Annotated in this window: 19 protein-coding genes; 6 read left to right on the forward strand and 13 right to left on the reverse strand. The window is 63.3% G+C overall.

Going from position 1 to position 21,602, the window contains the following annotated elements; translation table 11 throughout:
- Positions 1-68 precede the first annotated feature (68 nt).
- Positions 69-1,316, forward strand: a complete 1,248-nt coding sequence (locus tag VLU25_20350) for a hypothetical protein (GenBank protein HSR70292.1) — start codon at positions 69-71, stop codon at positions 1,314-1,316.
- 20 nt (positions 1,317-1,336) lie between these two features.
- Here the strand turns inward: VLU25_20350 and VLU25_20355 are convergent, their stop codons facing one another.
- Complete coding sequence (locus VLU25_20355) at positions 1,337-3,001, reverse strand: Zn-dependent hydrolase (GenBank protein HSR70293.1); 1,665 nt, start codon at positions 2,999-3,001, stop codon at positions 1,337-1,339.
- Positions 3,002-3,120: 119 nt separating this feature from the next.
- Entirely contained in the window at positions 3,121-3,312 is a 192-nt protein-coding gene (locus VLU25_20360; protein ID HSR70294.1) for a hypothetical protein, read from the reverse strand.
- Positions 3,313-3,470: 158 nt separating this feature from the next.
- On the opposite strand from VLU25_20360, the gene VLU25_20365 reads away from it, so the two are divergent.
- The gene (locus VLU25_20365) at positions 3,471-4,568 is read left to right on the forward strand and encodes a VWA domain-containing protein (GenBank protein ID HSR70295.1); all 1,098 of its coding nucleotides are present in this window, start codon (positions 3,471-3,473) and stop codon (positions 4,566-4,568) included.
- A gap of 16 nt (positions 4,569-4,584) precedes the next feature.
- Here the strand turns inward: VLU25_20365 and lon are convergent, their stop codons facing one another.
- Positions 4,585-6,966, reverse strand: a complete 2,382-nt coding sequence (gene lon, locus VLU25_20370; protein HSR70296.1) for an endopeptidase La — start codon at positions 6,964-6,966, stop codon at positions 4,585-4,587.
- A 293-nt stretch (positions 6,967-7,259) separates the two neighbouring features.
- Between lon and VLU25_20375 the strand changes: the two genes are divergently transcribed.
- The gene (locus tag VLU25_20375; GenBank protein ID HSR70297.1) at positions 7,260-8,267 is read left to right on the forward strand and encodes a sodium:calcium antiporter; all 1,008 of its coding nucleotides are present in this window, start codon (positions 7,260-7,262) and stop codon (positions 8,265-8,267) included.
- Positions 8,268-8,318: 51 nt separating this feature from the next.
- On the opposite strand, the gene xylB is transcribed toward VLU25_20375, so the two are convergent.
- The 4 genes from xylB to VLU25_20395 form a co-directional block, all read right to left on the reverse strand.
- Positions 8,319-9,803, reverse strand: coding sequence for a xylulokinase (gene xylB / locus VLU25_20380; GenBank protein HSR70298.1), 1,485 nt, complete (start codon positions 9,801-9,803; stop codon positions 8,319-8,321).
- Positions 9,804-9,805: 2 nt separating this feature from the next.
- Positions 9,806-9,937: a hypothetical protein gene (locus VLU25_20385; protein HSR70299.1), complete on the reverse strand. Its 132-nt coding sequence runs from the start codon at positions 9,935-9,937 to the stop codon at positions 9,806-9,808.
- Positions 9,934-11,097, reverse strand: a complete 1,164-nt coding sequence (locus VLU25_20390; protein ID HSR70300.1) for a TIM barrel protein — start codon at positions 11,095-11,097, stop codon at positions 9,934-9,936. The genes VLU25_20385 and VLU25_20390 overlap by 4 nt, the downstream gene beginning before the upstream one ends.
- A gap of 67 nt (positions 11,098-11,164) precedes the next feature.
- Positions 11,165-11,311: a hypothetical protein gene (locus tag VLU25_20395; GenBank protein ID HSR70301.1), complete on the reverse strand. Its 147-nt coding sequence runs from the start codon at positions 11,309-11,311 to the stop codon at positions 11,165-11,167.
- Between the two features lie 365 nt (positions 11,312-11,676).
- On the opposite strand from VLU25_20395, the gene VLU25_20400 reads away from it, so the two are divergent.
- A complete protein-coding gene (locus tag VLU25_20400; protein HSR70302.1) occupies positions 11,677-12,816 on the forward strand; it encodes a LacI family DNA-binding transcriptional regulator in 1,140 nt (379 codons plus the stop codon).
- On the opposite strand, the gene VLU25_20405 is transcribed toward VLU25_20400, so the two are convergent.
- Together VLU25_20405 and VLU25_20410 are read right to left on the reverse strand one after the other, a co-directional pair.
- On the reverse strand, positions 12,721-15,156 hold the full coding sequence (locus VLU25_20405) for an ABC transporter permease (GenBank protein ID HSR70303.1): 2,436 nt from the start codon (positions 15,154-15,156) through the stop codon (positions 12,721-12,723). The genes VLU25_20400 and VLU25_20405 overlap by 96 nt on opposite strands.
- 239 nt (positions 15,157-15,395) lie before the next feature.
- Positions 15,396-15,722, reverse strand: coding sequence for a PadR family transcriptional regulator (locus VLU25_20410; GenBank protein HSR70304.1), 327 nt, complete (start codon positions 15,720-15,722; stop codon positions 15,396-15,398).
- On the opposite strand from VLU25_20410, the gene VLU25_20415 reads away from it, so the two are divergent.
- On the forward strand, positions 15,663-16,109 hold the full coding sequence (locus VLU25_20415) for a Uma2 family endonuclease (protein HSR70305.1): 447 nt from the start codon (positions 15,663-15,665) through the stop codon (positions 16,107-16,109). The genes VLU25_20410 and VLU25_20415 overlap by 60 nt on opposite strands.
- 14 nt (positions 16,110-16,123) lie before the next feature.
- Here the strand turns inward: VLU25_20415 and VLU25_20420 are convergent, their stop codons facing one another.
- Positions 16,124-16,330 carry a hypothetical protein gene (locus VLU25_20420; GenBank protein HSR70306.1) on the reverse strand — a complete coding sequence of 69 codons (207 nt, stop codon included), beginning with the start codon at positions 16,328-16,330 and terminating at the stop codon, positions 16,124-16,126.
- A gap of 139 nt (positions 16,331-16,469) precedes the next feature.
- Between VLU25_20420 and VLU25_20425 the strand changes: the two genes are divergently transcribed.
- A complete protein-coding gene (locus VLU25_20425) occupies positions 16,470-19,223 on the forward strand; it encodes an ADOP family duplicated permease (GenBank protein ID HSR70307.1) in 2,754 nt (917 codons plus the stop codon).
- Positions 19,224-19,669: 446 nt separating this feature from the next.
- Here the strand turns inward: VLU25_20425 and VLU25_20430 are convergent, their stop codons facing one another.
- The 3 genes from VLU25_20430 to VLU25_20440 form a co-directional block, all read right to left on the reverse strand.
- Positions 19,670-20,518: a prolyl oligopeptidase family serine peptidase gene (locus VLU25_20430; protein ID HSR70308.1), complete on the reverse strand. Its 849-nt coding sequence runs from the start codon at positions 20,516-20,518 to the stop codon at positions 19,670-19,672.
- Positions 20,519-20,692: 174 nt separating this feature from the next.
- Positions 20,693-21,169, reverse strand: coding sequence for a hypothetical protein (locus VLU25_20435; GenBank protein HSR70309.1), 477 nt, complete (start codon positions 21,167-21,169; stop codon positions 20,693-20,695).
- Between the two features lie 40 nt (positions 21,170-21,209).
- On the reverse strand, positions 21,210-21,602 hold a 393-nt coding region (locus tag VLU25_20440), incomplete at its 5' end, for a hypothetical protein (GenBank protein ID HSR70310.1).

The following is a 21,602-nucleotide window of genomic DNA, read 5'->3' on the forward strand; positions in this document are numbered from 1 at the left end:
GTTGAACATCCAGGGGGTGGTCTGCCGTATGCTAGGGAAAGCCCTTGGATGTGGAAGGAAAATACACTATGAGAACCCTATGCTCGCAGATTCGAATCTTGGCCCTCGTTTCAGCACTGGCCGGATGCCTGAGCGCCGCGGCTGCCTCAACCGCCGACGGCGACCGCCTCTACGGAAGAATCACCCTCGCCGACGGCGAGGTGTTAGAGGGTTTTATCCGCTGGGGAGGGACGGAAACGGCCTGGGTCGACCTCTTCAACGGCGGCAAGAGAATCTCCGAAGAGCACATGCGCCAGTTGAAAGAACTGATGCCTGAGCATGAGGAGGAGAAACCGACCTACTTCTTGGGCTTGCGGCTGGATGACGGCGACGAGGATTCCAACCGGCGCGCCTCGGCAGTGCGTTTCGGGCAGATCCGCAGCATCGAGATCCTGAATCGCTCCGACGCCCGGCTCACCTTGCGCTCAGGACGCCAGATCACCTATTACGCCGGGTCCAACGACATGGGAACAGCCCTGGGAACCTCCGTCATCGAGGACGCCGAGAAGGGCGAGGTCAAACTCCGCTGGCGCGGGGTGGAGAGGATCGACTTTAAAGCACCGCCGCAGGGCGCCCGCTCCAAGGTGGGGAGCCGCATTCATGGCGTGCTCACCACCGAACAGGGAGAGACCTTCACCGGCTACATCACCTGGGACCGCGACGAATCCCTCAGCAACGAAGAATTGGACGGCGAGCAGGACGGCGAAGATTATTCCCTTCCCTTCTCCCAGATCGCTTCCATCGAAAAGGAGAGCCGCAGGGCTTCCAAGGTTAAGCTCAAGGACGGACGCGAGTTGGTGTTGTCGGGCACCAATGACGTCGACAACGACAATCGCGGCATCGTCGTGGCCGTCCCTGAATGGGGCGAAGTGATCGTGCCCTGGAGGGATTACCGCAGCCTTGTCCTGCAGGACCCCGAGAAACCTCTCTTGTATGACGACTTCACCGAGTCGGCGCCGCTGCGGGGAACCGTCACCGACGAAAGCGGCAAGACCTACCGGGGCCAGATCCGTTGGGACAATGACGAGTCCTACACCTGGGAGACGCTGGACGGCGAGCAGGACGACTGGAGCTACTCGCTGCTCTTCTCCGCCATCGAGTCGATCGAAAAGACCAACCGGGGCGCCCGCGTCAAGCTGCGTCAGGGGCCCACCTTCGAACTCGAGGACAGCGCCGACGTCGATGAGGACAACAACGGCATTATCGTCGAGCTCGATGACGGCAGGCGTGTGCTGGTCCGTTGGAAAGACTTCCAGCAGGCCGTCTTCGAACCATAGGCCGACCTCCTGCGCGCGGCTTATTCCTCCTCGGCTGCCACCGGTTGCAGTCCCAGGACTTCCACGCCCTGTTCGAAAACGATGTCTACGGGAATGCCCTTCTCGGCCAGTCTCTGCAAGTCGGATTCCAGGTCGGCGCCGGCTTTGCCGTAGTCTTCCAAAAACTGGTTCACGCCGTCATAGTCTCCGTCGCCTTGCAGGGTCAGGATGCGGGCCGCCATTTTCTCGACCCCTTCGCGCATCCTCTCGAAATCTACCGAGTAGGTATGGTTTTCCGAGTCGTAGCGAAAGGCCCCCGCTTCTTGCAGGAAGTTGAATTCGGCCTGATTGGCCCGTCCATGGGCGCTGGCCAGTCCGAAGCGGATGGAGCGGAAGATGCTGGCCAGGAAGGTCACGTAATTGGTGCGGACGTCGGAGTCGAGTTGGCCGCCGTCGATCAGCTTGGTGACCATGAAGAGTCCCAGGATGTCGGCTTTGCCCTCTTCCAGCGTGGAGGCCTTCTCCTTGAGAGCCTGGCGGACCGTGCCCTCTCCCGAGATGGTGTTCTTGATGCCCAGTCCATGAGCCACCTCGTGGAACATGACGTTTGAAAAGAAGGCGTCGAAGTCGATGAACTGACGCTGATCGGGAGCGATCATCTCGTCGGACAGCGGCAGCAGAATCTTGTCGAACTTGGCCCTCATGGCGTTCTTCAGTTGCAGGCGGCGGGTGCCCTTTGCCAACTGCACGGCTTCGTCGTTGGGCAGGTTGATAGCGATGGTCTTGGACCCGGCGTTGCAGTCGCCCGCGTAGTAGACGACGTCATAGGCGTTGAGGTCGGACTCCAGCCCCGGGGTCTCGCTCTTGTAGGCCTTATCCACGGGAAGCTGGCCCTGCAGGTCGGGCAGCATGCTGGTGTAGCGGGCCAGGCGGCGGCTCCATTCCTGATCCTTGACCAGTACGTAAGCCTCGTTGGCGGCCTTGGCGCCGTTCAGTTGGTCTTCGTAGGTCTCGATGGGACCGATGACGATATCGAGGGTATTGTCCTTCATGTCCATCCAGGCCATGTCGGAGGGCCGGTACTCGTCGGTCTGCAGGGCCTGGATGCGCGAGTCGAGGTACTTCTTGAGTCCTTCGTTCGTGGCCATCAGGGCGGCCCGGCCCAGCCAATGAGAAGCCACGGCGTAGGAGTCCTGGAAGAACTCTGAATAGGGAATGGCCTGCAGGTCGCCGTCCTGGTCGCGCCTCACCATGGTGTAAAGGCTGCCCAGGGCGGGGTTGTCGGCCAGCGCCTGCTGATACTCGTCCTTGCTCATATCGCGAGGATAGAAATTGGCTCCGGCGGGCTTGGGACCGATGCCTTCGACGAAGGGTTCGTTCTCCTCCAGGCGGTCCCAGGGACCGTAGTTGATCTCGGCGTAACGGCGTACCCGGGGATCGGAGATGGACCGCATCAGTTCGCTCTTGTCGCCGTAGGCCTGTTGCCAGAAGGCCCCGTCCATGGCCTTGGCGGCCTCGATGAGGTAGGGGATGATCTTTTTCTGCTCATCGCCGAGGACGGACAGGTCGGTCGTCAGCCGGACGGTCGTGTACTTGTTCAACTTAGCCTCGATTTCGCTGCCGGAATCGTCCGCCGGATCGCCCGAGGGGACCCCGCAGGCGCCCAGCAGCACAATCAGCAGTGCACTGATGATTCTCTGTGTCATGGTGGCGTATCCTCCCGCCGTTGCTCGAATTGTTGCGGGAGACATTGTATCGGTATGGAAGGCGGGAAGCGAGCCGGGAGGCGGGAAAGGGTGGGCGGAGCAGCCGAGACGCTCCTCTCTCAGGTGCGGTTGAGCCACCATCGCCGCACGAAGGCCAAAGCCACGCCCAGCACGATGCAGGCCAGGAAGGGGACGATCAGGGTGGGAAGTCCGATCAGCACGATCGCGACCACCCCCGCGGCGAAGATCAGGCCGGGGATGGTCGAAACAGGAATCTTGTTGATGAGAATGCCTCGATGAAATTTCGTCATAGCAATGTTGATTACGCCCTCTTAAGCGCGGCTATTCTATAGCCGGCGGGAATTTTTCCAGTCTGGTGTCGAGCTTCCAGGCTGATACTTTCCAAGCGCCGGCGCATCGGACAATATAAGTAGGGAGAGATTTCATGCCACATCAGCGCGCTATTCGGATGTTTCTTGTTGTTTTCCTGGCCGTGTGTCCGCTCTGGGCGCAGGCCCAATCCCAGGATCAGCAGCAGCCTCCCAGCATCGACGCCCGCGTCGACGCCGTCAAAGTCGACGTCTTGGCCGTCACGCCAAACGGAACTCCGGTCAAGGGCTTGAAGAAGGACGACTTCAGAATCTACGAGGAGGGCGTCGAGCAGGAGATCCTCAATTTCTTCCCCGTGGAGGCGCCCTTCAGCGTGGGACTGGTGCTCGACACCAGCTACAGCACGGTGGGCAAGCTGGGCCAGATTCAGGACGCCGCCATTCACTTCGTCAATGCCCTTCACCCCCAGGACGAAGTGATGGTGATTTCATTCGACGACGAGGTTTACTTCGACTCCGACTTCACTGCCAACCGCGACGACACCCACCGGGCCATCAAGTCGACGCGCACCGGCGATTCCACGCAGGTTTACGAGGCCGTCTGGCTGGCTCTGGAACAGATGGAGCGCAGTCGCTACAGACGGGTTCTGGTGATCTTCACCGACGGTGTCGATACCGCCAGCCACCTGACGAGTTCCAGGGACACGCTGGACAAGGCCAAGGAGTCGAATACCCTTATCTACACCGTCTACTTCGACACCGAGATGGACGCCATCAGGAAAATCCGCGAGTACTATCGGAACCCCACGGCAGGACCCTTGGGAGCTCCGCCCGCGGGATCTCCGCCCACCGTACCCGGTCAAAGTCCCACGCCCACGCCCGATATCAATCCGCTGCCGGTCCCAGTTCCCACACCGCCGCGGCGCCGCACCCCCCGCGACATCCAGGAAGAGCGCGAAGCGATCGAGCGCGAGAGGCTGCGCTACAACATCGCTCAAAGCTATCTCAAGAATCTGGCTAAGTTCACCGGAGGCGAGAACTTCAAGGCCCGCTCGGACGTATCGAACCTGGCCACGGTCTTCGCCTCCATCGCCGAGGAACTGCGCTCGCTCTACACTCTCTCCTACGTCTCTTCCAATCCCGAGAGGGACGGCGAGTTCCGCAAGATCGAGGTCCGAAGCGAGCGCAAGAACCTGCGACTGCGCCACCGCGAGGGTTACCTGGCGGCAAAGGACTGAAGCCCGCCGGACTGCTTCAAACCACGTGCGCCGAGTCCGAATCGGACAGGGTGGGCTTCCAGTTGGGGATCTCGGGTATAGTGGCGCTGAGCAGTTGGTCCACGTTCTCCACGAAGATGAACTCCATTTGCCCGGCCACGTTGTCGGGGAGCTTCTTGAGATCCTTGCGGTTCTGGGCGGGCAGAATCACGCGGCCGACTCCCGCCCGCTGAGCGGCCAGCACTTTTTCCTTGACCCCTCCCACCGGCAACACCAGCCCCGAGAGGGTGATTTCGCCAGTCATGGCGGTATCGGCCCGGGCCGCCGTCTTGGAGTAGAGTGAGGCCAGCGCCGTTACCATGGTCACGCCGGCCGAGGGGCCGTCCTTGGGGATGGCTCCGGCCGGGATATGGATGTGCACACCTGAGTTTTTGAACTGCTTTGGATCGATGCCGAACTGCTGGGCCCGCGACCAGATATAGCTTTGAGCCGCCTTGGCCGACTCCTGCATCACCTCACCCAATTGGCCGGTCAAGGTCAGTCCGCGGCCTTCCGGCAGCAGGGAGGCCTCGATAAAGAGGACGTCCCCTCCGCTTTCCGTCCAGGCCAGTCCCGTGGCCACCCCCGGCGACAGCTTGCGGCGCGCCTCCTCGGGGAAGAAAAGCTCCACGCCCAGCATGTCGTCCAGATCGCCGATCTGCACCTGCACGGCCTCTTGCCGGCCCTCGGCGAACTGGCGCGCCACCTTGCGGGCGATCTTGCCCACCGCCCGCTCCAGTTGGCGGACGCCCGCTTCGCGGGTATAGCGGTCGACGATGCGCTCCAGGGTGTCGTCGCCAATGACGCACTGCTGCTCATCGAGTCCCACTTCGTCGATTTGGCGCGGCACCAGGTAGCGCTTGGCGATCTGCACTTTCTCGTCGGCGGTGTAGCCTTCCAGGCGGATCACTTCCAGACGGTCCAGCAGGGGACGCGGGATAGTCCCCAGGGTGTTGGCCGTGACGATGAAGAAGACCTTGGAAAGGTCGAAAGGCAGATCCACGTAGTTGTCGCGGAAAGTATGGTTCTGGGCCGGATCCAGGATCTCCAGCAGGGCGGCCGCCGGATCTCCCCGGAAGTCGCGTCCCAGCTTGTCGATCTCGTCCAGCATCAGCACCGGATCTTTACTGCCGGCGCGGCGCAAAGCCTGGATGATGCGTCCCGGCATGGAACCGATATAAGTGCGGCGGTGTCCGCGCAGTTCCGACTCGTCGTGCAGTCCGCCCAGGCTGATGCGCTCGAAGGGACGGTTGAGCGATCGGGCGATGGACTTGCCCAGCGAGGTCTTACCCACGCCCGGAGGTCCAGCGAAACAGATGATGGGCGCCTTGGCGCCGGGATTGAGCTTGTGCACCGCCAACTGGTCGAGGATGCGCTCCTTGACCTCTTCCAGATCGTAGTGATCTTCATCCAGCACGTCTTTGGAGTGCTGCAGGTCGATCTCGCTCTGGGTGGTCTTGTTCCAGGGCAGGTCGAGGATCAGGTCGAGGTAAGTCCGTATGGTGTGGTACTCGGGCGAAGCGGCCTGCAGTCGCGAGAGGCGCTTCAGCTCGCGTTCAGCCTCCTTGTGGGCCTCCTCCGGCAGTTCGGCCTCCTCCAGGCGCTCGCGCAGCATCTCGATCTCGGCTCCCTCGCCGTCCTCTTCTCCCAGTTCCTGCTGAATCTGGCGCAGTTGGCGGCGCAGGATGTACTGCCGCTGCTCCTGGTTGATCTCGCTCTGGGCCTGGCTGGAGATCTTCTCGCGAAGCTCCAGCACCTGCAGTTCGTAGCTGAGAATGTCGCTCAACTGCTGAAGGGCCACACCGAGCGAGTTGGCTTCCAGGATCTTCTGCTCTTTTTCGACCTCCATGCCCGCCATTGACGTCAGCAGGTAGGTGATGCGCGGACGGTCGCTGGTCTTGCCCAGCAGCGCATTGAGGTCGAAGGAGTCCTGATGGCGGGCCAGCGCGAAGACCTGCGCCGAGGTCTCCAGCACGGAGCGAAAGAGGGCTTCCGTCTCGGCCGAGTCGTCCTCGCGGATGGGAGCGGGGTAAAAGTAGGCCTGCAAGTAGCCATCGGCCCCTGCACCCACGGCGTCCAGCCTGACGCGCTCCACTCCCTGAACCAGCACTTCCATCGACTTCTCGCGGCGAGCCACCTTGCGGATGATGGCCCGAACGCCCACCTCGTAGAGGTCGGACGATTGAGGATTCTCCACCGAGGCATCTTTTTGGGCCACGATGAGGATTTCCTTGGATTCCGTGTTGAGAGCCGTCTCGATAGCTGCCATCGATTGGGGGCGCCCGGCCGAAAGGGGAGCCAGCAGGTGGGGAAAAACCACCGAGTTCTTGAGCGGCAGCAGCGGAAGGCTCGATCTGTTTTCAGTAGCGTTGTCTTGCATGTTTTTTGTCCAGAGAGAACCCGGCCCGCCCCGGAATCGCTCCGTCAGGCGGGCCGAATTCGAAAATCTATGTCAAGGCCGGGACGCTGTCCCCCCCGACCGCCATGCTAAAGACCTAAGATCCGATCAGCCCCAGGTCAAGTCGTTTCTCAAATCTCTTTTCTCTGTCATCGCTACTAGAGATGTGTTTACGGGTACAGATGTTTCGTCCTCGACCGCTGCACATGGTCGGCTTTGATCTGAGCCGACCCATTCGCGTACCATGCAGCGATGGCAAAGGGGGAACGGGCCCGATGGTGATGGCGTGGATCGAGTTCGCCGTGTGCCTCCTTCTCATCGGCCTGGCCGGAAGCCGGCTTTCCCTCTACGGAGACGTGATCGCCGAGAAGACGGGCTTGAGCGGCACCTGGATCGGGATACTGATGCTGGCCACGGTGACTTCCCTTCCCGAGCTGGTCACCGCACTCAGCGCCGTAACCCTGGCTCAGGCGCCCGACATCGCCGTGGGAGGCATTTTCGGAAGCTGCGTCTTCAACCTGGCCATCATCGTTCTCATCGACTTCGTCCTGCGTCCCGACTCGGTCTATGAGAGAACCAACAACGGACTCATCGTTTCGGCCTGCTACAGTCTGGTCATCATCGGCGTGGGCGCCTTCAGCCTGGTGCTGGCCGGATACGGCGAACCGCCGCATTTACTGCACGTCAGCCTCTCCACTCCCCTGATCGTGGCCATCTATCTGCTGGCCATGCGCAACATCTTCACATTTGAACGCAGCCGCCAGGCTGAGATGACGGTGGAAGCCGACTTCGACTACCTGCACGTGAGTCTTCCCAAGGCGGTATTCGGCTACACGGCGGCTTCCCTGGTGGTGGTGGGCGTGGGCATCTGGCTGCCTTTCGTGGGCGAGGACCTGGGAGCGGCCATGGGCTGGCAGAGCACCTTCATCGGCAGCCTTTTCATCGCCTTGGCCACCTCCCTGCCCGAAATGGTCGTGACCCTGGCCGCGGCCCGCCTGGGCGCCATCGACATGGCGGTGGGCAACCTCTTCGGCTCCAACCTCTTCAACATCCTGGTTCTGGCCGTCGCCGACAGCGCTTTCTTGCCGGGCCCTCTGCTGGCCGCCGCTTCGCCGCTGCACCTGATTTCGGCGCTCTCCTCCATGATCATGACGGGATTGGCGGTCGTCGGAATCTACCAGGGCACCCGCCACCGCCCCTTCAGAATCGTCGGCTGGGTCAGCGTCTTCCTGGCCCTGGCCTACATCCTCAACACCTACCTCATCTTCGTCCTCGACCGCTGAGCCAGGTCGAAGGTCGAGGTTCGATTTGCGAAGTTCGAAGTGTTGAAACGGCTAGAGTTCAAAGAGCGGACGCAAGGAGCGGTAAGCCTCACGGAAGCGGTCGTAGTGGGGACGGTAAGCTTCTGCGCTGTCGGGGCGGGGACGGATGGGCTGGCCCAGATTGACGGCAGCCTGAGTGGCCTGCTCGATGTCGGGCCAGAGGCCGGTTGCGATGCCGGCCAGCATGGCGGCGCCCAGGGCGGCGCCTTCAGGGGCCTCAACGGCCACCAGTTCGGTGTCGAGGACGTCGGCCAGAATCTGACGCCACACCGGGCTCTGGGCTCCGCCGCCGGCGAGGCGGATTTGGCGCACGCCGGAAATGCCGACCCTTTGCATGAGCGCCAGGTTATCGGCCAAGGCGAAGGCGACGCCTTCCAGCACGGCCCGGGTCATGTGAGCGCGCTGGTGGGAGAGGGTCAGTCCCAGGAAGGCTCCCCGCGCTTTAGGATCGGCGTGAGGCGTCCGCTCGCCTGACAGATAGGGGAGGAAGAGCAAGCCGTCGCAGCCCGGCGCGATGTCGGCCGCTTCCTGCACCAGTTCGGCGAAGTCCATTCCCGCGGCGGCGACGTCGCGGTGCCAGCGCAGGCTGCCGGCGGCCGAGAGCATGACGCCCATGACGTGCCAGGTGCCGGGCAGGGCGTGAGGGAAGGCATGGAGCGCGCCTTTATCGTCAGTTAACGGACGCTCCGAGGAAGCGAAGACCACGCCTGACGTCCCCAGCGTGAGGGAGACGACACCTGGCTTGCAGGCGCCCGTTCCCACGGCTCCGGCTGCTTGATCGCCGCCTCCCCCGACCACCGGCGTTCCCACTGCCAAGCCGGTGAAACGGGAGCCGGACGCGCTGATTTCCCCGGTGACTTCAGTGCCTTCGTGGGTAGGCGGCAGCCAGCTCGAGGGGACGTCAAAGGCCTGCAGCAATTCCGGCGACCAATCGCGGCTGCGCAGATCGAGCATCAAAGTACCGCCCGCCCCGGCTTTGTCGGTGGCGAACCCTCCCGTCAGCTTGTAGCGCAGGTAGTCCTTGGGAAGCAACACCCGGCGGAGGCGGGAATAAATCTCGGGCTCATGGCGGCGCACCCACATCAGCTTGGGCAGCGTGAATCCGGGAAAAGCGTCGTTGCCGGTGATCTCGACCAGTTTCCTCAGCCCCAGACGGCGGCGGATCTCGTCGCATTGAGCTGAAGCCCGCTGGTCGTTCCACAAAATGGCGGGACGCAGCACTTCTCCGCTCTCATCCAACAGCACCAGCCCGTGCATCTGCCCGGTCAGTCCCACCCCACACACCGAATCAGCAGCGGCTCCAGCCTCTTGCAGCGCCCTTTTGACGGCCTGGCAGGCCGCCTCCCACCAAAGCCTGGGGTCCTGCTCGGCCCACAGCGGACGCGGCGTCGACAGCTCGTAGGAAGAGGAAGCCACCGACACCACCTCCCCTTTCTCGCTCAACAAGAGGGCCTTGGTGGCCGTCGTGGAAACATCGATGCCGAGAGCCAAGCTCATCGTCACTCCACCCTGAGAACCACCGGCTGATCGGAATCTTTGTAAAGCGGCTGGGAGGCATCCTGAGCCAGCAAGACAGGATGCGGCGACGGCAGGGCCGGCAACAGGGCGAGGACGGCGTTAAGGCGCATCATTTCTTCTCCTTGCTGGAAAGCGTCTCTTCAATGGGCGGAAGGGCGGCCGGGTCGGGCGCCCGTTGACGCACCAGGTGGGCTTCGATCCAGCCGCGATGGACGTCGGGACGCATCATGGCCTCTACGATACCGGCATGATCCAGGCCGTTGATGCGGTCGTTGGCGGCCCGCAGCGCGTCCATGGAGATCTTGAGGGCCACGTCGACGGGCATCCGCTCGGGATTGATGTCGATACCGAAGTAGCCCTGGTAGCCGTGCATCTTGAGGGTGTAGAGTCCGGCTTCCATCTGCTCGGGCGAGACCGCTCCCACGTTGAGGTCCTGGTCGTAGTTGCCCAGGGGCTGGCTGTTCCAGTGGGTGTGTGCCAGGCGTCCTTCGCCCAGCGGCCAGCTCAAAGCGTAGGGCAGGTCCTCGAATCCCATGTGGACGTGGCCGATCTCGGGATTCATGCACATCAGCTTGTGGCCTTCATCGAGCAATTCGCGGTTGCGCGGATGCTCGAGCTGGGCCTCGACCTCGTGGCCCAGCAGCACGCCTTCGGGAGTGAGTCCGTAGAGAATGCGTCCGCGGGGTTCGTAGGGCTTGGGTTCGAAGGCCACGCGAGTGCCGGGCACCGCGTCCATGGCCTGGGTCAGGCCCTGGCTGAAGCGGCGCCTCATGGCGGCGAAGTCGACTCCGAAAGGGTTCTCGTAGCCGTCGATGCCCGGCCACACCACCGAGAAATCAGCCCCTACCTCCTGCCCAATCTGGAAGGCCTCGACAGTTCGTTGAATAGCGGCTTGGCGCGGCCCCGGCAGGGGACTGGAAAGCGACCCCCACTCGAACTGAGGATCGTAAAAGAGCAGCGGAACCACGGTAATGAGCGGAATCCCCGTGTCCCTGGCGAACGACTTCCAAATCTCGAGATTATCTTCGTTGATTTCGTTGGGGTAATGGGCTTCCAGTCCCGCCAGCCCGTAGTCCTTGAGGCCGGCGGCGATCTCCAGGCGCTGCTCCAGCCCGATGTCGGCCTTGTACTTGTCGTGAAAGCGGGAGTCGAAGGGAGAGAAAAACCAAATGCCCGCCGAGAACTTGAGGTCCAGCTCGAAGCTCTGCAGATGCCGGACCAGCTCTTCCGGCGAGCGCTGTTGGGCTTGAGGACGAAGATCGTTCAGTGCCATGCGCTTATGTCCTTTGCTCAGTTGAAGAAAAGAGGTGAAAAATGAATCATGACCAGGCCTACCAGAATCAGCGTGATTCCTGACAGCAGCCGGCCGAGGTTTCCCTACCGCTGCGCTCGCGCCGGATGGCCCAGCCGGCGATGTCGGCCACGATAGCGAAGTAGATGCCGATGACGACCCAGTCCAGCGCCGCGATGCCGGCAGTGTTCCCCATGACGGTATCTCCACCTGATCTTCTTTATTCAAACGATTGAACTCGTCGATGAGGCGTGATTTAATACCATCTCGCAGGTAATGTCAAGATGAGTTCGGAGCGTCGGCAACCCCTTTCGAGGGAGTCCGTGCTCGCTCAAGGCGAGCGATCCGCCCCTATTCGCCAGGGCTGCGTAGGCCGAGCCGGCGAGCGAGTTGAGACCGAGTCCGTGCTCGCTGAAGGCGAGCGATTCGTTAGCCCAGGGTAAGCTCCGACGAGCGAAGCGAGACGGAAGCGCCACCCTGGGTTGCGACAGCACAGCAGCCAGAACGCTGAAGGCGTGAGATAGCGTTACGTGCCTCCGGGCGCTATCAGAAAAGAATCTCGTGGATCGATCCAGTCAAACCCCTAAGCGGGTCACCTTAAAGGACATCGCCGAGCGCGTCGGCGTCTCGCCTTCGACCGTCTCGCTGGTGCTGAGCGGGGCTCCCCGGGCGCAGGCCTTGGCCGCCGAGACTCGGGCCAAGGTGACACAGGCGGCCGAGGAGCTGGGATACCGTCCCAACTACCTGGCCCGCTCCCTCCGAGGCAAGCGGACGTTTTCGGTAGGCGTGCTGGTGCCCGAGTTCAGCGAAGGCTACAGCGCCGGCTTGCTGAGCGGCGTGGAATCGCAGTTGGACGCCGACGGCTACTCCTACCTGATGGTCAGCCACCGATCACGACCGGCCCAGTTGGAGCGCTCCATGCGCCTGCTGGAGGACCGCGGGGTGGAGGGACTCATCCTCATCGCGGCCCAGCTCGAGGGTCCTCCCCCCCTTCCCTGCGTGGTCATCTCGGGGCACCGTCCCGTGAAGGGCAGCACCAGCGTGGTGCTCGACCATGGCGCCGCGGTTCACCAGGCGCTCTCCCACCTGAGCCAACTGGGGCACCGGCGAATCGCCTACCTGAAAGGCTCGGCCGGCAACGTCGACGCCGCCGACCGCTGGCGCGCCATCGAAGCGGCGGCCTCATCGCTCGACCTGGAAATCGACCCCCGCCTGGTCCTGCAACTGCAATCGCCCTCCTACGGTGAATCCTTCCAACAGGAGGGAGGCTACCAGGAAGGCTTCCAATACGGCCGCAAACTCCTCGACACCGGGCTCCCCTTCACCGCCCTCTTCGCCTTCAACGACATCTCGGCCATCGGCGCCACCCGAGCCTTCCTCGATGCCGGTCTCAAGATTCCCGAAGACCTCTCAATCATCGGATTCGACGACTTAGGCAGCACCCCTTTCCTCAACCCGCCTCTCACCACCATCCGCCAACCCTTGCGCCAAATGGGCCAAAGAGCAGCCCGCCTCCTCCTCTCCCACCTCGATTCAGGCGCCGACCTGGGCGCCACCGTCTCCATCCAGCCGGAGTTGATCGTCCGAAGCTCAACCGGCCCCTCCTCACTGCCAGCGGAGGGAGATGGAGGGGTCGATTCGGGAGGCGCGGCGGGCGGGGAGGTAGACGGCGCCGACGGCAGCCAACAGCAACAGGGATGAGGCCGAGGCGAAAGTGAGCCGGTCAAGGGGGTCGACGCCATGGAGAAGGCCCATCAGCAGGTTGGACAGGCTGAAAGCGACGACGGTGCCCAGGAGGAGGCCTAAGGCCACCGGTCCCAGGCCGGAGCGCATGACGGCTTGCAGGACCTGGCCGCGGCGGGCGCCCAGGGCCATGCGGATGCCGATCTCGCGCGTCCGCGAGGCGGTTTGGTAGGCGGCCACGCCATAGACTCCCAGCACCGCCAGCAGGGCGGCGACGACGGCGAAGTATCCCAACATCAGGGCGTAGAAACGGGGCTCGACCAGTCCTCGGGCCCGGCTCTCGCTCATGCTTCGGATGTCGTAGACGGCCAGGTTGGGGTCGAGATCGGCCACCGCCTTACGGACGCTTTCCACCAACGGTCCGCTGTCGCCGTCATAACGCATCATCAGGCTCATCACGGTGGGAGCGTTCTGAGAATAGGGCAAGTAGACGGTGGCCCGTTCAGGCACCGCCAGTCCGCGCAGCTTGACGTCTCCCACCACACCCACAATTTGGTGGTATTGGCCTTCGTGATCCCCTGCAAAGCTCAGGCCCAATTCGACGAACTGGCCCAGCGGATCGCTGTCAGGCCAGTGACGGTCGGCCATGGCTTTGCTGATGACGGCCACCTTCTGGCTTTCCGGGAGGTCGGTGTCGTCGAAGGCACGTCCCTTGAGGAGAGGGATGCCGACCGTGCTGAAATAGCGATCGCCGACCACCCGCATTTCGGCTCCGGGATGCTGTCCCGGCGGCGGCTCGGGGCGGCCTTGTATGGTGAAGCTTGTGATGACGGCATTGTCGGTCAGCGGAGGAATCCAGACGGTTGACGCAGCCCGCACTCCGGGCTGGCTGCGCACCTCCTCCAGCAGGCGGCGGAAGAAGTCGAGCCGGGGCTGACGGTCGGTTTCGTAGCGCTCGCCGGCCAGGTAGACGCGGGCGGCCAGCAGGCGTTCCGACTGGAATCCCACCTCGGCTGCGGCCAGCGTCCAAAAGCTGCGCAGCAGCAGTCCGCAGGCGATGAGCAGGGGGACGGCCATGGCCACCTGCACCAGCACCAGGGCCTGGCGCGAGTAGCCGCCTCCGCCGCCCGAGTGAGTACGTCCTGAAGAGGACAGGACCTGGGCCGGCTGTTGACGTTTCAATTGAAAGGCGGGCAGCAGGCTGAAAAGGATTCCGGTGGCGGCCGTGACCAGCAGGCTGAAGAGCACCACCGGGGCGTTGAGGGTGATTTGGTCGAGGCGGGGCAATTCCTCCGGTGCCAGCGCGAGCAGCGCGTCCAGCCCCAGGAAGCTCATCAACAGTCCGAGGGCGCCGCCGACTCCGGCCAGCAGCAACCCCTCCAGCAAGAGTCGCCGCATCAGGCGTCCCGAAGAGGCCCCCAGCGCCTGCAGCATGGCGGCCTCGGAGCGGCGGACGGCGGCTTGGGCGGAGAGGATGTTGGTGACATTGGCGCAGGCGATGAGCAAAAGCAGTCCCACGGCGGCCACCAGCAGCGAGAGAATGGGACGCACATCGCCTACGGTCTGCTGGTGCAGGTCGACCAGCATGGCCCCCACGCCGGCATTGTCTTCGGGATGAGCCTCTTCCAAACGCCGGCTTATGGTGTTCAGTTCGGCCGAAGCCTGGCTCATGCTGACGTTGTCAGCCAGCCGCCCCACCGACCGGTAGATCAGGCATCCGCGTCCGCAAGAGGACTCGGCGTCCTCGCGGATCGGCTCCCAGAACTGGGCGTTGGGGTAATCGGGCGTGCGGAACTCCGGCGGCATCACGCCGATGACCTCATAAGCCCGCCCGTTGAGGGTCAGCGACTGACCCACGATGGCCGAATCGCCTCCGAAACGGCTGGAGAAGAAGGCATGCGAAAGCACGATCACGCGCCGGCCGGCCGGCCCGTCTTCGTCAGGCAGGAAGGTCCTGCCATGCAGAGGATCGACCCCGAAGACGGAAAAGAACTCGGCAGTGGACTCAACCCCCATTACCCGCTCCGTCCGCCCTTCGTAGGAAAGCACCAGGGAACTCCCTTTAAAGGCCGCCAACTCCGCGAAGGTCTCGCTTTGCTCCTGCCAATCGAGAAAATTAGGCAAGGACATCGAGTTTTGGCCGGCGTCGTGGCGCTGCAACTGCCACACACCCACCAGCCTCTCAGGCTCGTGGTAGGGAAGCGGGCGCAGAACCACGCCTTCCACCACCGAAAAAACCGCGCTCCCTCCGCCGATGGCCAGCGCCAGGGTGGCCACCACCACAACCGAAGCCAGCGGCTTGCGCTTCAGCGTTTTCCAAGCCAGGCGAAGATCGCTCCACAACCCATCCAGCATCATGCCCCTCTTTCTTTTCCTCTGCTCCCTGGCCAATACAACCTTCCCTTGCCTCATGCGTTCGGCAAGAGAGAGCCCGGCCAAACTGCTCAACTCATGAAGCCAGAATGCCGCCTGGCGCAGTCCTCCCTGCTCCCGGGCTTCATGCAGCCTTTCCTGGAAGGTTCTCTCCATCCCCGCGCCATACGCCCGTCGAAACGGTTCCGGAGCCAACTTCAACAGCCATCGAAAGAGCCACACCTTCAGAGATCTCCCGAAACCAGATTGCGCTCCCTGGCGGCCAGCAAGAGTTCCCTCAGACGCGCCGTCTCAGCTTCGGCCACGGCGGTTCCGAGCGGGGTCAAGCGAAAATACTGCCTGCGGGAATCCCCGCCTGATGGAGCCGCGTCGGGCGCCTCCTCGATCAAGCCGTCCTCGCGGAGCCTTTTCAGCACCTGATACAGGCTCCCGGTAGCGGGCGAGAGCCTCCCTGCCGACCTCTCCTCGACTTCTTTCCCAATGGCGTACCCATGCCCCGCCCCGCCGGCCAAGGCCAGCAGGACGTGATAAGCCAAGTGCGTCAACGGCAAGAATCGTCTGGCGTCCTTCATTGTAGTGGCAACCACTATAGTGCAAACGTGACGGCATGTCCACCGGATCTTTGCCGTCGGAGGGAAGACCGGTCCAGGACTGGTCCAGTTGACTGTCAAAGGCCCCGCAGCAACTTGACCACCTCAGTCGTCGAGATTCTGTCGCCCTCGACCCGCCGACGGGATGTCTTGGTGAAATCGGCGCTCTATTCGCGCTTCGGCGTTTCTCACTACTGGATCGCAGACCCCGACCTGGACCGCATCGAGGTCTTGGGCCTTTGCGACGACGGCAGCTACGAGCAGCTCAACACCTTCAACCGCCCCGAGGTCCTGCAAATGGATGACTATCCGGAGCTGGAATTGCCTCTGGAAAGGGTCTTCGGCTAAGTACTCTCCACTCGCTACCACCACCAGAGAGGCGGGTCGTAGGGGGACGGGTCGTTGAAGGAGTGGGGGGACGGAGCACCGTTGGACGAATTCTGGGCAGGGTTGGCCTGGTCTTCTTCCTTCAGCGTGAGGCCGGAGTTCCAGCCGGGAGGATCGACGCCCATCAGGTGGCGGACGAAGAAGTCGTGACGGCGGCACTCAACATGTTCCCCCCTGTTCATTCTCTGAAGATGCCCTTCAAAATAGCACGGCGGCGCTGAACCGTTGTTCCGCTGAAAGCCGGGCGTGAACAGTTGAAAACGCTTTCTGGACCCGACCCTTGACTTCTGGAATCGGGGTCGGCAAGAATCGAAACGCCTCGTGAGAATACGCCTCAAACACCGGGAGCTGGCCCGCATGTTGGAGCGCGGAAGGCTCAGCCAGAATCACTGGGCCATCCGGCTGGGTATCAGCAAGGGACACCTGTCTCTGCTGGTCAACGGCAAGCGCCCCTACCCCGGCGGACGCACCCGGGAGAGGCTGCTTCGTGGTCTGGACGCCGACTTCGACCAACTGTTCACGGTCGAGGTGCGTCCGCCCATCGCCGGGAGAAGAATGAAGTCGACGTTCGGCCGCTCTTTCAGAGAACGGCCCCGGACGTCCTCTTCGAGGAAGACGACCTTGCGTACCATCTGGAACGACATCCGCTTCGGCCTTCGGGTCCTCAGGCGGACTCCCGGGATGACTCTTGTGGCCGTACTCATCCTGGCCATCGGCGTGGGGGCCAACGGCGCCATCTTCAGCTTCACCGACGCGCTGCTGCTCAGCCAGCCCGATCTGCCCCAGCCCGACCGTTTGATGCGGGTCTTCTCGCAGCTTCCCGACGGCAGCCGCTACGGTACTTTTTCCTATCCTGAATACCGCGAGCTGAGCTCCCGAGCCCGGGCCTTTCAGGGACTGGCCGCCCATACGCTGATCACCTTCAGCCTGGGGACGGGCGAGGGCGCCGAGATCAAGCGCGGCGAAATCGTCAGCGGCAACTACTTCGAGGTGCTGGGCGTGCAGCCCCTGCTCGGGCGCGGACTGAGTCCGGGGGACGACCAGGCGGAAGGCGGACATCCCGTGGCCGTCATCAGCGAGAGCCTGTGGCGGACGCGCTTCGGCGCGGCTCCTGACGTGCTGGGAGGCACCGTCTTCATCAACACCCACCCTTTCGAGGTGGTGGGCGTCATGCCGGCCGGCTTCCGCGGCGCCTACGACATCTTCGCCTCTGAACTGTGGGCTCCGCTGAGCATGTACGAGCAGGTGCGTCCGCGAGGGTTGTCGCGGGAGCGCTGGGGATGGGGATGGCTCAACATCACCGGACGCCTGCGGCCCGACATCACCCTGGAGAGCGCACGCAGCAGCATCGCAGGCGTGGTGGCATCCATCGCACAGGACTTCCCCGCCGAGGCCCAGGCGCTAACCGTCGAACTGGTGCCGGCCGCGGCCATTCCCGAAGAGTACCGCCAAGGCACCCGGGGACTGCTGGCTTTCGTCATGGCCGTCTCGGGACTGCTGCTGCTGGTGGCCTGCGCTAACGTGGCCAGCCTGATGCTGGCGCGCGTCTCGGCCCGCGGACGCGAAATCGCCGTGCGCAAGGCCATGGGCGCCGACCGCTGGCAACTGACGCGGCAGTTCCTCACCGAGAGCATCCTTACGGCAGTACTCATCGGACCGGCTGCCCTGCCCGTGATCCTGCTGACCCAGCAGGTGCTGATGTGGGCGCGTCCGCCGTTGGAGCAGTTCGCCGCCTTTTCTCCCGACCTGTCACTCAACTGGACCTTGATCGCCTTCACTTTCCTGGTGGCCCTGGCGGCGGGCGTGGCCTTCGGACTCGTGCCCGCCATGCAGGCGGCCCGCACCGAGGTGGCTGCCGCCGTCAAGGGAGACGCTTCCAGCGCTACCTCCACCCGCTTCCGCACCCGCTGGCAAGGCGGACTGGTGGTGGCCCAGGTGTGCGTTTCCCTGGTGCTGATGACGGTGGCCGGCCTCCTGTTGCGCGATCTTTCCATGGCAGAAAGCCTCAACCCCGGCTTTAACGCCGACAACCTGCTGCTGGCCGAGATCGATTTTCAGCGCCATGGCTACGATGAAACGCGGACTCGCGCCTTCATCCGCGACCTGAGCGAGCGCCTCCAGGCCCACTCCGGCGTGGAAGGCGTCAGCGTCGCCTCTATCGTTCCCCTGGCGGGTTCCAGCGACCGCATGGGAGTGCGCATCCCGGGCCATGAGCCTCCCCAGGGACGCAGCGCCATCCCCATCGCCGTCAATTCGGTGGGCGCCGATTACTTCAGGACCATGGGAATCCCGCTCAAAGAGGGCCGCGCCCACGGAACCGCCGCACCGACACCCGGCTCCCCGCCGCCCATCGTTATCAACGAAACCATGGCCAAGCGCTACTGGCCGGATGAGAGCGCGCTGGGCAAGAGGATCACCTTCGCCGGCGAAGAGATCGAAGCAGAGGTGGTAGGGGTGGCCTCCGACGCCAAGTATTCGTCTCTGGCCGAATCACCCCGTTCATTCATCTACCTGCCCTTCCAACTGGCCTATTTCGCCCACATGACGGTCCACGTCAGGACCAGCGGCGATCCGGCCCGGATGCGCGGGTTGCTGAGGCAGGAACTGCGGGCGCTGGACGGCCGGCTGGCGCCCAACCAACTGATGACCTTCAACGAGCTGCGCCAGATCCCGCTCTTCCTCAACCGGGCCATGGCTGCCATCACATCCGCCTTCGGCCTTCTCACCCTGTGCCTGACGGCCATCGGACTCTACGGCATGGTCTCCTATTCGGTCAGCCGGCGCGTCCGCGAGATCGGCATCCGTCTGGCTTTAGGGGCCGACCGCGCCCGCATCCTCGGCCTGGTGGTACGCAGCGGAATGCTCTACGTGGTCATCGGGATCGCGGCCGGATTGGTGCTGGCGTTTTTCGCCACCACGCTGCTGGCCAGCGTCCTGGTGTTGGCGGGAGTCCTCGATCCGCCGGCTTTCGTGGGCGCCGTCCTGCTCTCGCTGGCCGTAGGACTGGCCGCCAGCATCCTCCCGGCCCTGCGCGCCACGCGAGTCGACCCCATCCAGGCCCTGCGCTACGAGTGAGGCTAGAAGATGCCGCGCTCCCTGCATTTGTAGGAGACCGAAGCAGAGCCGTGGTAGGGGCCCTCCGCCGCCGGGAAGGGCGCAGGACATGATGTCGTTCTGGACCAACGGGCAGGTCGAGCAGTCTACTCCGTTTCTTGTCCCTGAAAAGGGACGGACCCGCTAGCCCATCAGGGTCACCCCCGGCCAGTGCCGGTCATAAGCTCTGAGCCGGGGCCGCCGTTTTTTTGTCCCTTCTGAAAGGGACAGATTCGCCAGCCCAGCGACTGTGTTAGAAGTCCCGGCTCGCTGAAGGCGAGCGATTCGCCAGCCCAGGGTCAGCCCCGGCGAGCGCAAGCGAGACGGCGGCGCCACCCTGGGTTTCAGACGGCCAATGTGCGAACGCTGAAAGCGTGGGATAACGCCACAGGGTGGCTCAAAACTTCTGACGCACTGCACGACTGGCCCTAGCGGGAGCCGTGAGAGCGGAACCAGGCGGCTACGCGGCGGTCGCGGGGGTTGCGGTGACGGGAGAGGATGTGGTTGTCGTTGGCGTAGATGAGCAGTTCGTAGGTCTTGCCGTATTCTTCCAGCTTCTCGGCCAGCTTGAGAGCATGCAGAGGGGGAATGGATTGGTCTTCGCCGCCATGGAGGATCATCAAGGGGACGCTTATGCGATCAGCCCACTTGACGGCTGAACGCCGCTCGATGATGTCTTCCATGCGCTGGGGAAAGTCCGGGAAGACCTGGCGGGCCATAGCCATGTAGCGCTCAGGCTCGGCCTGGAAGAGGGCGCCCAAGTCGGAAAAAGCTCCGTAAACGGCCGCCGCGCGGGCGGGAAAGCCTTCACGCAGGGCCTGCAAGACCATCATGCCCCCTCTCGACTCGCCGTAGAGAAAGAGCTGATCGCTGTCGACCGACTCCAGCGACTTTGCCAGCGGTACTACGTTGAGCAGGTCATTGAGGTCGTCTCCGCCCATCTCGTCGCGTCCCTGGCCGCCGTCGCTGCCGCGGTAAAGCGGCGCCAGCACGGTGAATCCCTCTTGGGCGAAGCGATGAAAAAGCGTGATGAGTTCCGGGGCGATGTCGCCGCGCAGGTAGCTTCCCCGGTTGAAAACCACCGTAGGCCGGGGGGCTGGCTTTGCCGGTCTGTACAGGTAACAGCGGACCGCCAGCCCGTCGCTTTGGTAGCTGATCTTGAAGAATTCGTAGTCGGAATCGGCAACCGCCCGCCGGTATTCCTCGCGCTCGGCATAAAGCTCAATGTCGCCGGCTTCGGCGGCCTCCTCGAAGGCGGGGAAGGAATACGGCTCCATCTCCAGGATCGTTCCGTCCGCTTGAGCGAGCAGAGTCCAGGCTGAAAGCAATGAAGTGGCGGCGAGAAAAAAAAGTCGGCCCAGTGTCCATCTCACAAACAGGGTCAACGTAATCCAATGGCGGATGGTTCGATTTCATAAGTCTCGGCTACAATTTCATTCAAGCGAGCCCTGCTAGGGCGCGGCTTTGGGAGCAGGGCGAGTCAGCATGAGGCGGTTGTTGCCGGCGTGCAGAAGGGCCTCGCCGATCTGGCGTCCGCGGGCGTCGACGACGACGGCGTACATTCGGTGCCCTCGGGCCAGCCGCTGCAGGAAAGGTACCTCCACAGCCAGCGGCCAAGCGCCGGACGGGGCTGAGTAGCGGCAGATGATTTTCCGGTCCCCGTCCGCCTCGGCAACCCGCCTGACCGAAATCAGGCGGGTCCCGATCAACTCGCGGGCTAACGCGCGCAGGTCTTCGCTTTCTTCGGTTTCGCTGCCTGCATCGCTGAGGACGGTCTGCAGGTCATGAGCGGAGAGGTGCAAGGTCAGGTTGATCTCGCTCTCGGCAACGACGATCCGCAAGTTGCTCAGCCCCGGGTCGTGGGCCAGGGCTGAGCAGCAGATCAGGAGAACAACCAGAGCGAAGGCGTCGAGAGTTTTTTTCATCATGGTGCTTTCTATCAACGGGTTCATGAAGACCGACTCCTTGTTAGCGGAGAGGAGAAACCGGCAGGGCGGTGAATTCTCCTGCCTGGGTACCCAACTCCAGCGCCATGGCCGCCACCGAGCCGCCCTGGCTTCTCGCCACCAATGAGCCCTTGAATCCTCCGGCCAGGTCGACGCCGTCGAAGAGTTCGGTGATGAAGACCGCGGTCTGGGCGCGGGCGGGGAAGCCGGCCATCATAGTGCCGGCGACTTCCATTCCTTGCGTATCCAGGAGTTGGAATTGGAGCGAAATCGGCGAGTCCTGCACGTTGTGCAGGGCGACTCCGGTATTGATTCCGCCTTCATTGCGCACGGGAACGGTGAACCCGCTCAAGGGAGGGCTGGACTGGACGCCGGCGATGCCGAAGGCAGGATTGCGGAAGCGGATCACGCCTCC

The sequence above is a fragment of the Acidobacteriota bacterium genome, from assembly GCA_035471785.1.
Classification (GTDB): domain Bacteria; phylum Acidobacteriota; class UBA6911; order RPQK01; family DATIPO01; genus JANQFM01.